Source organism: Leclercia sp. W17, assembly GCF_003336325.1.
Taxonomy (GTDB): Bacteria; Pseudomonadota; Gammaproteobacteria; order Enterobacterales; family Enterobacteriaceae; genus Enterobacter.
Genome location: NZ_CP031101.1, coordinates 4,027,824 through 4,041,197, shown reverse-complemented (window position 1 = coordinate 4,041,197; position 13,374 = coordinate 4,027,824). Strand labels below are relative to the sequence as shown.

The window sequence follows — 13,374 nt, the reverse complement described above, 5'->3', positions numbered from 1 at the left end:
TTAAAAGGCGCAGATATCTGCGCCTTTTTTATGGATGTAAGTCAATGAAAATACTGCAAATCGCTGTCGGGATCATTCGTAATTCCGATAACCAAATCTTTATTACCCAGCGTGCGGCCGATGCGCACATGGCGAATAAGTGGGAGTTTCCTGGCGGAAAGATTGAGTCCGGCGAGACCCCGGAACAGGCGCTTATCCGCGAGCTTCAGGAAGAGGTGGGCATCACGCCGCGCGGTGCGACTCTGTTCGACAAACTAGAATATACCTTTCCCGATCGCCATATCACGCTGTGGTTCTGGCTGGTGGAAAACTGGGAGGGGGAACCCTGGGGCAAAGAGGGACAGCCTGGAAACTGGGTGACGCTGAACGCGCTGGATGCCGATAAATTCCCACCGGCAAATGCGCCTGTCATTGCGCGTTTAGTGGCGGACTGACTGGCCTGCGAGCGAGGTGCTGGCAGGCCATGGCGATGTTACTGCTGCTCTTCGCTCCAGTCATCGCTGTCAGACATATCGCCTGAGCTGGGAATACGTTTCTCTTCCGCAGCCCACTCGCCCAGATCGATTAGCTGGCAGCGCTTGCTGCAAAAAGGGCGGAACGGGCTCTGTTCGCCCCAGACAACGGGCTTGCCACAGGTGGGGCAGTTCACGGTGGTGACATCAGACATCTTAACTCCTTAGCAGCACGCCAGTTCAAAGTCGAGGCGTTCCGGCACCAGACCATGTTCACTGTCGAGCGGCATGAAACGGATCGCAAAGCGGCTCTTATGGCCTGAAATTTGCGGGTAAAGCTGATCGGCAAGGGAGAGCTGCAGGCGCAGGAGATCCGCATCTTCCCCGTTATCCTGATAAAAACCATTCAGGCTGGTTTGCTTGCGGAATGGCGCGGAGTTGCGGATCAAATCCAGGATCAGCGACAGCGCCTGGTTCAGCGGCTCAAGGCTGTTCAGCCAGCTTTGCACCTGGATATCGCGCTGCTCCTGGGGCATATGCAGCCAGATGTGCAAGGTCGGTAAATCGAAACTGCAGCAGCCGCCGGGAATGCTCAGACGCTGACGCACCAGGGCGACCAGGCGATCTTCACGCAAAAACTGGCCGATACGCGGCGCTGCCATTAATACGCCGCTGCTGTGTTTCAGCTGCTGGCGTAGGCTGTCGATACGGCTGTTATCCACCCCCGGCACTTCCGCCCAGGCCTGCAGTTTACGCTGCTGACGTTCCAGCTCTTTCAGCAATTCTGTGCGGACTTCGCCACGCTCTAACACGTCCAGCAGATCGCTCACGTTGCGGAAAAAGTGCAGCGCCGAGGTGTGGTCATGAATCGGAAGCAGGCCAGAAAGCTGCTGGATCAAAAATTCGATACGCAGCCAGGTGCGCATTTTTTCGTTGAGGGGATGCTCGAAAAGAACATGGGTGTGCATTAGGCTTTTTCCTGTAAAACGGCCTGCGCCAGATATTGCTGATGCAGGCGAGCCACATCCGATGCAATGGCATCCGGTGAGCCGTTATTATCAATCACATCATCCGCGACGGCCAGACGCGCTTCACGCGTGGCCTGCGCGGCAAGAATTTGTTCCGCATGTTCACGCCCGACGTTATCACGGGCGATGGTGCGCTGAATTTGTGTTGCCGGAGAGACGTCAACAACCAGTACCCGATCCGCTTTATCATGGAGATTATTTTCCACAAGAAGCGGGACAACCCAGAGCACATAAGGGGAAGTGGCGCGTGCTATCTGTTTCTGCGTCTCCTGCTGGATAAGCGGGTGAAGCAGGGCGTTAAGCCAGGCTTTCTCTTCAGGATGCGTGAAAATGCGTTCGCGCAGCATTCGACGATTAAGGGTGCCATCAGGCTCAATAATGTCGCTGCCGAAATGGTCTGCAATAGCGCGTAGTGCGGGTGTACCTGGCTCTACCACCTGGCGGGCAAGAATGTCGGCATCAATTATCGTGATACCCAGACGAGAGAAGGCTTCAGCCACAGTGCTTTTGCCACTGCCAATGCCTCCCGTTAATGCAACGATGTACCCCATTAAATAAAATCCTGGGAAATATTCATTATTGATATCAATTGCTTAAGATTTAATCTTTTATCAGCAAAGATTAAGCTCTGCTTACGTACTTTTTACCAGGTAAATTTATAGGATTGTAGCGTAAAAAAAGTGATTTTCGCAGTCTTGCGCAACAGGTATTAGTGCGTATGATAGCGTCACTGGAGTTGTGTGTTACGTTTTTCGACATTTACCCCAGTACCCCAGGAATCCGCAAATGCGTATCGAAGAAGATTTGAAGTTAGGTTTCAAAGACGTTCTTATCCGCCCTAAACGTTCTACTCTGAAAAGTCGCTCCGACGTTGAACTTGAACGTCAATTCACCTTTAAGCATTCCGGTCAGACCTGGTCTGGCGTACCCGTTATCGCCGCTAACATGGATACCGTTGGAACGTTTGCGATGGCAAAAGCGCTGGCTTCCTTCGACATTCTGACCGCTGTACACAAGCACTACAGCGTGGAAGAGTGGAATGCGTTTGCAGGCTCCGTATCTGAAAACGTGCTGAAGCACGTGATGGTCTCTACCGGCACCTCTGATGCCGATTTCGAAAAAACGAAACAGATCCTGATTGCTAACCCAAACCTGAACTTCGTCTGTATTGATGTTGCGAATGGCTATTCTGAGCACTTCGTTCAGTTCGTCAGCAAGGCGCGTCAGGCCTGGCCGACCAAAACCATTATCGCGGGTAACGTGGTTACCGGTGAAATGTGTGAAGAGCTGATCCTCTCCGGGGCAGATATCGTGAAAGTGGGCATTGGCCCGGGTTCTGTCTGCACCACGCGCGTTAAAACCGGCGTTGGCTATCCGCAGCTGTCAGCAGTGATCGAGTGTGCTGACGCAGCCCACGGTCTGGGTGGCCAGATCATCAGTGACGGTGGATGCACCATGCCGGGCGACGTGGCAAAAGCATTCGGCGGCGGCGCAGACTTCGTGATGCTGGGCGGTATGCTGGCGGGCCACGACGAGAGCGGCGGTACCGTTGTTGAAGAAAACGGTGAAAAATTCATGCTGTTCTACGGCATGAGCTCAGAATCGGCCATGAACCGCCACGTAGGTGGTGTTGCGCAGTATCGTGCCGCGGAAGGTAAAACCGTTAAGCTGCCTCTGCGTGGCCCGGTTGAAAATACCGCACGTGATATCCTGGGCGGCCTGCGTTCAGCATGTACCTACGTGGGGGCGTCCCGCCTGAAAGAGCTGACCAAGCGCACGACCTTTATCCGCGTTCAGGAGCAGGAAAACCGCGTTTTCAACAGCCTGTAATGTTTCTCGCTGGCGCGTTTTCGCGCCAGCGTTATCCCGCACTCATCGCATCCCCCAGATGGAAAATCGGTAGATACATCGCGACCACCAGCGTGCCGATAATCAACCCCGTCACAATTAACAGTACTGGCTCCAGCAATGAGGCTAAATTGTCCGCCTGCTGAAAGGTCTGCTCATTATGATGCTGCGCCAGATTGCTCAGCATGGTGTCCAGCGCGCCCGATGCTTCGCCTGTGCGTACCAGCTGAATGCAGAGTGGCGTAAAAATTTCTGCCTCATTCAGGGCTGACCAGATGGGCATCCCTTGCATGATGCGATGCCGTATCGTCTGTAATTTCTCCTGCCAGAAGGGGCATTCCAGCGTCTCCTCCGTACTTTCCAGCCCTTGTATAAAGGCGATGCCCGCCTGCTGTGTGAGCGAGAGAACGGTAAATATCTGGCTGAGCTTTTGCCCCCGAACCAGCGGGCCAATCACCGGGCTGTTCAGCAGCAGACGCTGGGTAGCGTATCGCCACCGTCGTTTGCGGCGAAGAAACAGCAGGGCGGATGTTATCGCCAACAGGCTGAACAGCAGCGCCACCCCCTGTTGCTGGAGCACGTTTGCCAGCCCCATCACTGCCCGGGTCAGGCCTGGTAATGGGGTGTTAAAGGTTTTATAGATAGCGGCAAACTCCGGCAGCACCAGCGTGACCATCGCCAGCACTACGGCGAAAGCCAGGCCGAGAATGATCACCGGATAACGCAGCGCTTTTTTTACCTTTGCGCTGAGTTGCTGCTGGTTTTTTTGCTGCTGCGCGAGCTGGCGACAACATTCATCCAGCTTGCCGGTCAGCTCCCCGGTTTTGATCATCGAAACATAAAGTGGCGGAAAAACATGCGGCCATTTTTTCAGGGCGTCAGAGAAGGCGCACCCGGCACTGAGGTCGTCGGCGACGCTTTGCAACAACGCCTGCCATTGCCTGGCCGGGTGCTGCTGCGCCAGAAGCGCCAGCCCTGCCGACAGGGTTAACCCCGCCTGCAGCAGTGTCGCCAGCTGGTGGATAATGTCGTAGCGATGCTGCGCCTGCCACCGTGTCTGTTGCGCGCATCGCCTGAGTTCCAGGGGAACGAGCGCTTTGCCATGCAGGATAGCCCATGCCGTTTGTTTGTCGGGTGCCCAAAGCGCGCCCGCCTGCCGCTCCCCCTGCGGGCTGAGTGCCCGCCAGCGCCAGAGCTGATTACCTGCCATCCGGCGCGCCCAGCATCTGCACCAGCTCTTCGAGGGTGGTGTGCCCCTGTTCTACCGCCATGCAGCCATGCTCAAACAGCGTGGTCATACCCGTCTGGCGGGCCAGCTTTTCGATCTCTTCCACCGGCGCTCCGCTGGCAATGGCGGTGCGCAGCTCGCGAGTGATCACCATCACCTCGAAGATTGCCACCCGGCCATAAAAACCGTGGTAGCAGCGGTCGCAACCCACCGGTTGCCAGTGCGGCAACGGACGAGGCCACAACGCCTGGGGCAGAGGGGTATCCCGGTGGGCCTCCTGACGACAGTGCGGGCACAGCCGACGTACCAGCCGCTGGGCGATCACCAGAGATAATGCCGAAGAGATCATCCAGCGCGCCACACCCATTTGCTGCAGGCGAACCAGCGTTTCGGCGGTAGAGTTGGTATGCAGCGTCGACAGCACCAGATGGCCGGTCTGGGCGGCATTGATGGCGATCTCGGCCGTTTCGCCATCGCGTATTTCGCCCACCATGATGATGTCTGGATCCTGACGTAAAAATGCGCGCAATACGCTCTGGAAGGTTAACCCCGCCCGGGGGTTTATGGGGGTCTGGTTTAGCCCCTCGAGCGGGATTTCAACAGGATCTTCTACGCTGCAGATGTTCACAGCGGGCGTGTTCCGGGCCTGTAAGGCGCTGTAAAGGGTAACGGTTTTACCACTGCCGGTGGGGCCGGTCACCAGAATCAGCCCCTGGGATTTATGCAGCGCTTCGGCGAATAATCGCTGCTGGATGGTGCTCATGCCCAGCTGATCCAGCAGGAGCGCCTGCTGCTCCTGCTGCAAAAGCCGCAGCACGATTTTTTCCCCGTTGCGACAGGGGAGGGTAGCAATACGAAACGAGACGGGGGCGCCGGATAGCTCAACCGTAAATTGTCCATCCTGGGGTAAGCGCCGCTCGGCGATATCCAGATTGCCCAGCACCTTCAGCCTGGCGATAAGCGTAGTGCCCAGCTCGGACGAAAGAGGCTGTTGCGGATACAACACGCCGTCGATGCGTAACCGGATCTGCCAGCTCTCGTCGGCGGGCTCGATGTGAATATCCGATGCCCGCTGGCTCATCGCCTGCATCAGGGTGCGGTTAAGGATCTCAATGGCGGAGCGGGTGGAGATGGCGGCCACAGGCAGATGCGAGTCTGACGCGGTTTGCCGGTGTTTTTCCATTCTCTCGCTGGTCCAGCATTCGATATCTATCCTTTTCTGCGTCGCGAAACGTAAAGCCTCCAACAGTTCAGCAGGCGGGTTACCGACCACTGCAATCGTGACTCTGTCCGGGGCGCTGGTCAGCAACAAAGCGTTGTGACGCTGACACAGCGCGGTGAGCTGGTCAGAATTCATTGCACGTTCTCCTCGCCAGCCGTAAAGCGGAACACCTCTTCACAGGCCTGTTTCAGCGCGCTGTCGTTGGCAATGGTGCAAACGCGCGTCCAGCCGGTGATGCCGTTGCCATTATTCCATTGCGGCGTCATCACGACCTCCAGACCGTTCAGGCTCTCCTGACCCGTCAGGGTAACGGTACCCTTGGCAATGCTCATGGCTGAGACATAGCGGGAGGTGGCAGGGGATGGAACGCCGTTGACGCCCGCGTCGCAGCTTTCTGTCCCGCCATGATCGAGCGCGCAAAGTTCAACGGCGGTACGGTAGGGCAGGAAGGTTTGCAGCATATCGGTGAGAGCGGCTTTTCGCAGGTAGTTCTGATAGGCCGGAATGCCGATGGCGCTGAGTATGGCGACGATGCCGATGACGACCATTAGCTCGATGAGGGTAAATCCTTTTTGTCTTTCCATGAGTCTCTCCTTGTGTGAACTGGCACTACTGTGGCAGTACGGCAAAACAGGAGCGAGCGGCAAAAATCATTTCGGGAAGCAGGATTCAGGGAGGAGTGTTGACGTTACAGCGTGGTGCAGCGGGTTTGCGAGAGGGGTCGTAAATCGGGCTTGCCCGGCCAGTGCCGGCCGGGCTTTTTGTCACTTAGCGAAAGCGCATCGACAGGTCGAGGGCACGAATGTGTTTAGTCAGTGCGCCAACGGAGATGAAGTCGACGCCGGTTTCGGCAAATTCACGTAAGGTTTCACGCGTCACGTTGCCAGAGACCTCCAGGCGGGCCTGACCATTGGTACGCTTCACGGCTTCACGCATCTGCTCAGTTTCGAAGTTATCCAGCATGATGATGTCGGCACCCGCTTTCAGCGCGTCTTCCAGCTCCTGCAGGCTTTCTACTTCAACTTCGACCGGCACATCCGGATGCAGCCAGAAGGCTTTTTCCACCGCCTGGCGAACGGAGCCGGAGGCGATAATGTGGTTCTCTTTGATCAGGAAGGCATCGGACAACCCCAGGCGATGGTTGGCGCCGCCGCCGCACAGCACGGCATATTTCAGCGCGGTACGCAGGCCGGGAAGGGTTTTGCGCGTATCCAGCAGCTGGGTGTTTGTGCCTTCCAGCAGGTTGACGTAGCGGCGCACTTCGCTTGCCACGCCCGAGAGCGTCTGGACAAAGTTCAGCGCGGTGCGTTCACCGGTGAGCAGGACGCGCGACGGCCCTTCAAGTTCAAAGAGCGGCTGGTTAGCCACAATGCTGTCGCCATCTTCGACATGCCACGTCACCTGAACGCCGTCCCCGGCCAGTTGCGTAAAGACCTCTTCCACCCAACGTTTGCCACAGAAAACGCCATCTTCACGGGTGATGACAACCGCATGGGAACGGGCATCTTCCGCCAGCAGCTGGGCGGTAATGTCGTTGTCAGCATTGACGTCTCCACCCAGATCTTCGCGCAGCGCATTGGCGACGCTTGCTGGAATATCCATATTTATACGTTCCAGCAGTACGTTACGTCTGTGGTCGGGGTTGTAGCGGCGTGGCGGCATGTTAAAACTCCAAATTGGTAACGAATCATAAGATTGAAACATGCTACTCTGAACCGGGAATCAGCACCATATATAAGGAGATCCTGCATGCACTCAGAACATGGCTGGCTGGTGGAGGCTCGGCGTGTTCCTTCGCCACACCACGATTGCCGCCCGGAGGGTGAAACCCCGTCGCTGCTGGTGGTGCATAACATCAGCCTGCCGCCCGGCGAGTTCGGCGGCCCGTGGATTGACGCGTTATTCACCGGGACAATCGATCCCGATGCTCACCCCTTTTTCGCAGAAATTGCCCACCTGCGCGTTTCTGCCCATTGTCTGATTCGTCGTGACGGCGAGATCGTCCAGTATGTTCCTTTCGATAAACGCGCCTGGCATGCGGGCGTTTCTCAGTATCAGGGGCGTGAACGCTGCAACGATTTTTCCATCGGTATTGAGCTCGAAGGGACAGATACGCTGCCCTACACCGATGCCCAATATCAGCAACTGGCTGCAGTAACGCGCACGCTGATTTCACTCTACCCGGCTATCGCCCACAACGTGACTGGTCACAGCGATATTGCGCCGCAGCGCAAGACCGATCCCGGCCCGGCGTTTGACTGGGAACGATTCAAAACTCTGCTTACCGCCCTGTCAGAAAAGGAGATGACATGACGTTATTTACCATGCTGCTGGTGTTGATTGCCGAGCGTTTGTTTAAGCTGGGCGAGCACTGGCATCTGGACCATCGGATGGAAGTGCTGTTTCGTCGCATCCGCCACTTTTCCATGCTTCGCACACTGCTGATGACGGCGGGCGTGATGGTGGTGGTATTCCTGCTGCTGCGGTCGCTGTATGGCCTCTTCTTCAACGTGCCGCTGCTGGTGGTGTGGATCCTGCTCGGTGTGCTCTGTATTGGCGCGGGCAAGGTGCGTTTGCACTACCATGCCTATCTGAAAGCGGCCACTAACGGTGACGCCCATGCCCGTGGGGCGATGGCCAGCGAGCTGACCTTAATCCACGGCGTACCGCCGGAGTGCGATGAGCGCGAGTTTTTACGCGAACTGCAGAATGCGCTGCTGTGGATTAACTTCCGCTTCTATCTGGCGCCATTGTTCTGGTTTGTGGTGGGCGGCGCGTGGGGCCCGGTTCTGCTGATGGGCTATGCGTTTTTACGCGCCTGGCAGAGCTGGCTGGCACGTTATCTGACCCCGTACGAGCGGTTACAGTCCGGTATCGATGCGATCCTGCACGTTGTGGACTGGCTGCCGGTGCGGCTGTTCGGCGTGGTGTATGCCCTGATCGGCCACGGCGAGAAAGCCCTGCCGGCATGGTTCGCCTCGCTGGGCGATCGCCACACCTCGCAATATCTGGTGTTAACACGTCTGGCCCAGTTCTCCCTGGCCCGCGAGCCGCACACGGATAAGATCGCAACGCCGAAAGCGGCCGTTTCGATGGCTAAGAAAACCTCTTTTGTGGTGGTGGTGATTGTGGCGCTGCTGACCATTTACGGCACGCTGATCTAAACCAGCGCGCCGCAGGCTTCAGACTGTATCAGCTGACGGGATGCCGAAATCGGGCATCCCGTTTTCGTTCCAGCGTACGGTTTTCAGGCGGGTGTGGCGGTTTGGATCGTACAGCGGATCGCCTTCGATTTCGGTGTAGTTGCGTGCATGGTAAACCAGCACGTCTTCCCCCTTCGGCGTTTGGGTAAAGCTGTTATGACCCGGTCCGTACTGGCGGTTCTCGTAGCTGGTGGTGAACACCGGCTGCGGGGATTTATGCCAGTTCGCCGGGTTACGTGGGTCAGCATTGAGGTCGATCCACAGCAGTCCCATGCAGTAGTTCTCATCGGTGGCGCTGGCGGAGTAGCTGATAAACAGCCGATCGCCGTGGAACAGCACCGCCGGACCTTCGTTGACCCAGAAACCGCGGCACTCCCAGTCATATTCCGGTTTGCTGAGCATCACCGGGTCGCCTTTGAGCGTCCATGGGTTTTCCATTTCGCACAGATAAAGGTTTGAGTTACCGGTGATATCCGGGGCTTTTTGCGCCCAGAGATACCAGCGTTTACCCTGATGGACAAAGGTGGTGGCATCCAGCGCAAAGGTATCAAAGTGCGTTTTGATCTGCCCCTTCTCTACCCACTTGCCGGTGAGCGGGTCGCTGTCGGTGCACTCCAGGGCATACATCCGGTGCTGGAACATGCCCAGCTCGTCCAGCGCCTGAGTGTGGGCAGCCGCGAAGTAGATGTACCATTTGCCGTCGATAGCGTGCAGTTCCGGCGCCCAGATCAGATTACCCATCGGGCCGCTGTCGGGCTTGCGCCAGACCACGACCTCTTTCGCGCTGCGCAGCCCTTCCAGCGAGTCGGCGCGGCGGATCGCCAGCCGGTCATACTCCGGAACCGAGGCGATAAAATAGTACTGTCCTTCATGATGAAGAATGTACGGGTCAGCGCGTTGTTCAATAAACGGGTTTGGCCAGGTTTGCATTCGGCTTTCCTTATTCAGCGGCTTTGAGTTCCTGATAGTCATTCAGCTCGCGGTAGTTATTGCGACGCTTCTCCAAATCTTCCTGGATCCGCTTCATCGTCTCACGGTCAACTTTCAGCAGACGTACCACGCCAGCGGTAATGAGATATCCGATGCCAGGAATAACGGTAAAGAGCAGGACGATGCCGTTGATGGCGTCCGCGCTTTGCGCTTTTGCGCCTGCATCATAACCGTACCAGGAGAGCAGGAAGCCCACCATGGCACCGGCAATGGCCAGCCCCAGCTTGAGGAAGAAGATGTTGCCGGAGAAGCTGATCCCGGTAATACGTTTCCCGGTTTTCCATTCGCCGTAGTCATCCACGTCGGCCATCAGGGACCAGTGCAGCGGGGATGGGATCTGGTGCAGGATGTTCAGCAGGAAGTAGAGCACCACAATGGTCACGGTGGCTTTTGGATCGAAGAAATAGAAGGCGCAGGAGAAGATCGCCAGCGCGATGTTGGTCCAGAAGAAGACCTTCAGTTTACACCAGCGGTCGGTCAGCACTTTTGCCATAACGCTGCCGAGCATCATGCCCACCACCCCCAGGCTGATAAACAGGGTCGCGAAGTGGGTGCTTTGGCCCATCACCCAGGTGACGTAATACATGGTGGCCGCCATGCGGATAAAGCCAGGGCAGACGTTACACAGGGTCAGCAGCAGGATGCGCACCCACTGGTCGTTCTTCCAGACATCTTTCAGATCGTTTTTCAGTTCGTCATGGGTCTGTACCGCCGGGCGCACACGCTCGCGCACCGTGGCGAAGCAGAACAGGAACATGCAGGTGCCAATCAGCGCCAGCACGGTCATGGCCATCTGATAACCTTTGGCTTTGTCCTCGCCGCCGAACCAGTCGGCCATCGGCAGCAGCGTCAGCGACAGCAGCAGCGTGGCAATACCTACCAGCACAAAGCGGTAGGACTGGCAGGCAACACGCTCTTTAGGATCGTTGGTGATCACCCCGCCCAACGAGCAGTAAGGAATATTAATCGCCGTATAGGTCAGAGAGAGCAGGAAGTAGGTAACGAAGGCATAGATAACTTTGCTGTTGTAGGTCCACTCCGGGGTGGTGAACATCAGGATGCTGAACAGCGCATAGGGGAAGGCGATCCACAGCAGCCATGGACGAAATCGCCCATACTTACTGCGGGTACGGTCGGCAATAGCACCCATAATCGGGTCGGTAACGGCATCAATGACGCGTACCGAGAGCAGCAGTACGCCCACCAGGGCGGGTGCCAGGCCAAAGATATCCGTATAAAAATAATTCACAAACAACATGATGGCGCCAAAGATGATGTTGCACCCGGCATCACCCATCCCATAGCCGATCTTTTCTTTCACTGATAATTTATTGTTATCCATCGACGTTTCTCCGAGTAGCGGTATGGAGAGAATTATTCGCTGGCAAAGGAAAATATGCGTTGCAGTATAACGTCGCTGATATGGATAAAATTGCTGTTGACGGGAAAGTGTGAGGAAGGTAACAACCCTCTGCGCCCGGGAGGACACAGAGGGGAGAGGATTAGTGCGCTTTTACCGTTTTAGCATTTTTCTGCTTACACATGTAGCCCACCCCGAGGATCACAATCCATACCGGGATCAGGTAGACCGAAATGGCCATGCCTGGGGTCATCAGCATGATAACCAGTACGGCGGCCATGAACAGCAGGCAAATCCAGTTACCCAGCGGGTAGAGCAGGGCAGGGAAACGCGTTTTCACGCCTTGCTGCTGCTTGGTACGACGGAACTTCATGTGTGCCAGGCTAATCATCGCCCAGTTGATCACCAGGGCAGAAACCACTAGCGCCATCAGCAGGCCGAAGGCCGATTCCGGTGCCAGGTAGTTAATCAGCACGCACAGGGCCGTCACAATAGCCGACACGATAATGGTGTTTACCGGTACGCCACGTTTATCAACCGAGAGCAGCGCTTTCGGGGCGTTACCCTGCTGGGCCAGGCCGAACAGCATACGGCTGTTGCAGTAGACGCAGCTGTTGTAAACCGACAGCGCCGCGGTCAGTACTACTACGTTCAGCGCGTTCGCCACGAAAGTGTCGCCCAGCTCGTGGAAGATGAGGACAAACGGGCTGGTATCTGCGGTGACGCGGGTCCACGGCAGCAGGGAGAGCAGCACGGCCAGCGAGCCCACATAGAAGATCAGGATACGGTAGATAACCTGGTTGGTCGCTTTCGGGATGCTCTGCTCCGGGTTCTCTGCTTCTGCGGCGGTGATACCTACCAGCTCCAGCCCCCCGGAGGAGAACATGATGATCGCCATCATCATCACCAGCCCGGTCATGCCGTGCGGCAGGAAGCCGCCCTGATCCCACAGGTTGCTGACGCTTGCCTGCGGGCCGCCATTGCCGCTGAAGAGCAGCCAGCCGCCGAACAGAATCATCGCCACAACGGCAATAACTTTAATAATGGCGAACCAGAACTCCATCTCGCCGAACACTTTCACGTTGGTCAGGTTAATGGCGTTGATGACCACAAAGAAGACCGCCGCTGAGGCCCAGGTTGGGATTTCAGGCCACCAGAACTGGATATATTTACCGACTGCGGTCAGTTCCGCCATCGCGACAAGAACATAGAGTACCCAGTAGTTCCAGCCGGACGCGAAGCCGGCAAAACTGCCCCAGTATTTATAAGCAAAATGGCTGAAGGAACCGGCTACCGGCTCTTCGACCACCATCTCACCTAACTGACGCATAATAAGGAATGCGATAAAACCGGCAATGGCATAGCCCAGAATAATACCCGGCCCGGCAGACTGAATAACCGATGCGCTACCCAGAAACAGGCCGGTACCGATCGCACCACCGAGGGCAATAAGCTGGATATGGCGGTTTTTAAGGCCGCGCTTTAGCTGATCGCCGTGCTGTTGACCTTCCATTATAAAACCTCGTGTGTGGTTGTTATGTTCACGCTCTGGCGTGTGTAATTATGAAATTCCATTTCATGTATTTATTAGTTTACGGTTCAATTGGCTGAAATAACCGGCTGTGTCTTCCGTATTCGGAAGAATAGTGGTAAGCGACGGCGAATGCACCTGCTTTATGCGAGGAGAAAGCGAGTTCGAATAAAAAGAAAGCATTTGTAAATCGTCCCGTTTAAGTCCCTTTATCAACCTATAGAATAAAAATGCGCCATAAGTGGGCAGATTTTCATTTTTTACTCCGCTAAATCGGTTCATATCGCACTTTTCACCGTTTCAATAAAGTTAAAACTGCCTCTTTCGGGGTAATCAATTCATTTGTGCAGAGTTACACTTTTGAAACGTTATTTCTGTAAGGTTGTTAAAATAAGCAGGGTTTAATGATTTCAATCAAAACCAATATGGACACAAGGTGAATACTTTGTTACTTTAGCGATACGAACATGAAATTGGTAAGACCAATTGACTCCGGGCAAAAAGGCGTAAGA

Annotated in this window: 14 protein-coding genes; 4 read left to right on the top strand and 10 right to left on the bottom strand. The window is 55.8% G+C overall.

The window, feature by feature from the left end:
• Positions 1-44 precede the first annotated feature (44 nt).
• A complete protein-coding gene (gene mutT / locus DVA44_RS20110; protein ID WP_103178278.1) occupies positions 45-434 on the top strand; it encodes an 8-oxo-dGTP diphosphatase MutT in 390 nt (129 codons plus the stop codon).
• A gap of 38 nt (positions 435-472) precedes the next feature.
• Here the strand turns inward: mutT and yacG are convergent, their stop codons facing one another.
• The 3 genes from yacG to coaE are packed head-to-tail and all read right to left on the bottom strand — an operon-like array spanning position 473 to position 2,031.
• Positions 473-667: a DNA gyrase inhibitor YacG gene (gene yacG / locus DVA44_RS20105; protein ID WP_103823255.1), complete on the bottom strand. Its 195-nt coding sequence runs from the start codon at positions 665-667 to the stop codon at positions 473-475.
• A 9-nt stretch (positions 668-676) separates the two neighbouring features.
• Positions 677-1,420, bottom strand: coding sequence for a cell division protein ZapD (gene zapD / locus DVA44_RS20100; RefSeq protein ID WP_103823256.1), 744 nt, complete (start codon positions 1,418-1,420; stop codon positions 677-679).
• Positions 1,420-2,031 carry a dephospho-CoA kinase gene (coaE, locus tag DVA44_RS20095; protein WP_114387945.1) on the bottom strand — a complete coding sequence of 204 codons (612 nt, stop codon included), beginning with the start codon at positions 2,029-2,031 and terminating at the stop codon, positions 1,420-1,422. Before coaE ends, zapD begins: the two co-directional genes overlap by 1 nt.
• A gap of 235 nt (positions 2,032-2,266) precedes the next feature.
• Here coaE and DVA44_RS20090 point away from each other — a divergent pair, with 235 nt between their 5' ends.
• Positions 2,267-3,310 carry a GMP reductase gene (locus tag DVA44_RS20090; RefSeq protein WP_103823258.1) on the top strand — a complete coding sequence of 348 codons (1,044 nt, stop codon included), beginning with the start codon at positions 2,267-2,269 and terminating at the stop codon, positions 3,308-3,310.
• A 31-nt stretch (positions 3,311-3,341) separates the two neighbouring features.
• Here the strand turns inward: DVA44_RS20090 and hofC are convergent, their stop codons facing one another.
• From hofC to nadC, 4 genes are all read right to left on the bottom strand, one after another.
• The gene (gene hofC / locus DVA44_RS20085; protein ID WP_114387944.1) at positions 3,342-4,538 is read right to left on the bottom strand and encodes a protein transport protein HofC; all 1,197 of its coding nucleotides are present in this window, start codon (positions 4,536-4,538) and stop codon (positions 3,342-3,344) included.
• Positions 4,528-5,913: a type II secretion system protein GspE gene (gene gspE / locus DVA44_RS20080; protein ID WP_114387943.1), complete on the bottom strand. Its 1,386-nt coding sequence runs from the start codon at positions 5,911-5,913 to the stop codon at positions 4,528-4,530. Before gspE ends, hofC begins: the two co-directional genes overlap by 11 nt.
• Positions 5,910-6,362, bottom strand: coding sequence for a prepilin peptidase-dependent pilin (ppdD, locus tag DVA44_RS20075; protein WP_114315886.1), 453 nt, complete (start codon positions 6,360-6,362; stop codon positions 5,910-5,912). Before ppdD ends, gspE begins: the two co-directional genes overlap by 4 nt.
• 184 nt (positions 6,363-6,546) lie before the next feature.
• Complete coding sequence (nadC, locus tag DVA44_RS20070; protein WP_103823262.1) at positions 6,547-7,440, bottom strand: carboxylating nicotinate-nucleotide diphosphorylase; 894 nt, start codon at positions 7,438-7,440, stop codon at positions 6,547-6,549.
• Between the two features lie 87 nt (positions 7,441-7,527).
• Here nadC and ampD point away from each other — a divergent pair, with 87 nt between their 5' ends.
• Both ampD and ampE read left to right on the top strand, forming a co-directional pair.
• Complete coding sequence (gene ampD / locus DVA44_RS20065; protein WP_114387942.1) at positions 7,528-8,091, top strand: 1,6-anhydro-N-acetylmuramyl-L-alanine amidase AmpD; 564 nt, start codon at positions 7,528-7,530, stop codon at positions 8,089-8,091.
• The gene (gene ampE, locus DVA44_RS20060) at positions 8,088-8,942 is read left to right on the top strand and encodes a beta-lactamase regulator AmpE (RefSeq protein ID WP_114387941.1); all 855 of its coding nucleotides are present in this window, start codon (positions 8,088-8,090) and stop codon (positions 8,940-8,942) included. Before ampD ends, ampE begins: the two co-directional genes overlap by 4 nt.
• Before the next feature lie 18 nt (positions 8,943-8,960).
• Here the strand turns inward: ampE and DVA44_RS20055 are convergent, their stop codons facing one another.
• From DVA44_RS20055 to aroP, 3 genes are all read right to left on the bottom strand, one after another.
• A complete protein-coding gene (locus tag DVA44_RS20055; protein ID WP_114387940.1) occupies positions 8,961-9,911 on the bottom strand; it encodes a family 43 glycosylhydrolase in 951 nt (316 codons plus the stop codon).
• A 10-nt stretch (positions 9,912-9,921) separates the two neighbouring features.
• Positions 9,922-11,313 (bottom strand): glycoside-pentoside-hexuronide (GPH):cation symporter, encoded by a 1,392-nt coding sequence (locus DVA44_RS20050; protein ID WP_114387939.1) that lies wholly within the window; start codon positions 11,311-11,313, stop codon positions 9,922-9,924.
• A gap of 160 nt (positions 11,314-11,473) precedes the next feature.
• Entirely contained in the window at positions 11,474-12,844 is a 1,371-nt protein-coding gene (aroP, locus tag DVA44_RS20045; RefSeq protein ID WP_139157115.1) for an aromatic amino acid transporter AroP, read from the bottom strand.
• Between the last annotated feature and the right edge of the window lie 530 nt (positions 12,845-13,374).

Excerpts from the sequence above, each read along its gene's own strand:
- zapD (WP_103823256.1), bottom strand. The coding sequence starts at position 1,420 with ATGCACACCCATGTTCTTTTCGAGCATCCCCTCAACGAAAAAATGCGC.
- ampE (WP_114387941.1), top strand. The coding sequence starts at position 8,088 with ATGACGTTATTTACCATGCTGCTGGTGTTGATTGCCGAGCGTTTGTTT.
- aroP (WP_139157115.1), bottom strand. The coding sequence starts at position 12,844 with ATGGAAGGTCAACAGCACGGCGATCAGCTAAAGCGCGGCCTTAAAAAC.
- nadC (WP_103823262.1), bottom strand. The coding sequence starts at position 7,440 with ATGCCGCCACGCCGCTACAACCCCGACCACAGACGTAACGTACTGCTG.
- DVA44_RS20055 (WP_114387940.1), bottom strand. The coding sequence starts at position 9,911 with ATGCAAACCTGGCCAAACCCGTTTATTGAACAACGCGCTGACCCGTAC.
- ampD (WP_114387942.1), top strand. The coding sequence starts at position 7,528 with ATGCACTCAGAACATGGCTGGCTGGTGGAGGCTCGGCGTGTTCCTTCG.
- yacG (WP_103823255.1), bottom strand. The coding sequence starts at position 667 with ATGTCTGATGTCACCACCGTGAACTGCCCCACCTGTGGCAAGCCCGTT.
- DVA44_RS20050 (WP_114387939.1), bottom strand. The coding sequence starts at position 11,313 with ATGGATAACAATAAATTATCAGTGAAAGAAAAGATCGGCTATGGGATG.
- gspE (WP_114387943.1), bottom strand. The coding sequence starts at position 5,913 with ATGAATTCTGACCAGCTCACCGCGCTGTGTCAGCGTCACAACGCTTTG.
- ppdD (WP_114315886.1), bottom strand. The coding sequence starts at position 6,362 with ATGGAAAGACAAAAAGGATTTACCCTCATCGAGCTAATGGTCGTCATC.
- DVA44_RS20090 (WP_103823258.1), top strand. The coding sequence starts at position 2,267 with ATGCGTATCGAAGAAGATTTGAAGTTAGGTTTCAAAGACGTTCTTATC.
- coaE (WP_114387945.1), bottom strand. The coding sequence starts at position 2,031 with ATGGGGTACATCGTTGCATTAACGGGAGGCATTGGCAGTGGCAAAAGC.
- mutT (WP_103178278.1), top strand. The coding sequence starts at position 45 with ATGAAAATACTGCAAATCGCTGTCGGGATCATTCGTAATTCCGATAAC.
- hofC (WP_114387944.1), bottom strand. The coding sequence starts at position 4,538 with ATGGCAGGTAATCAGCTCTGGCGCTGGCGGGCACTCAGCCCGCAGGGG.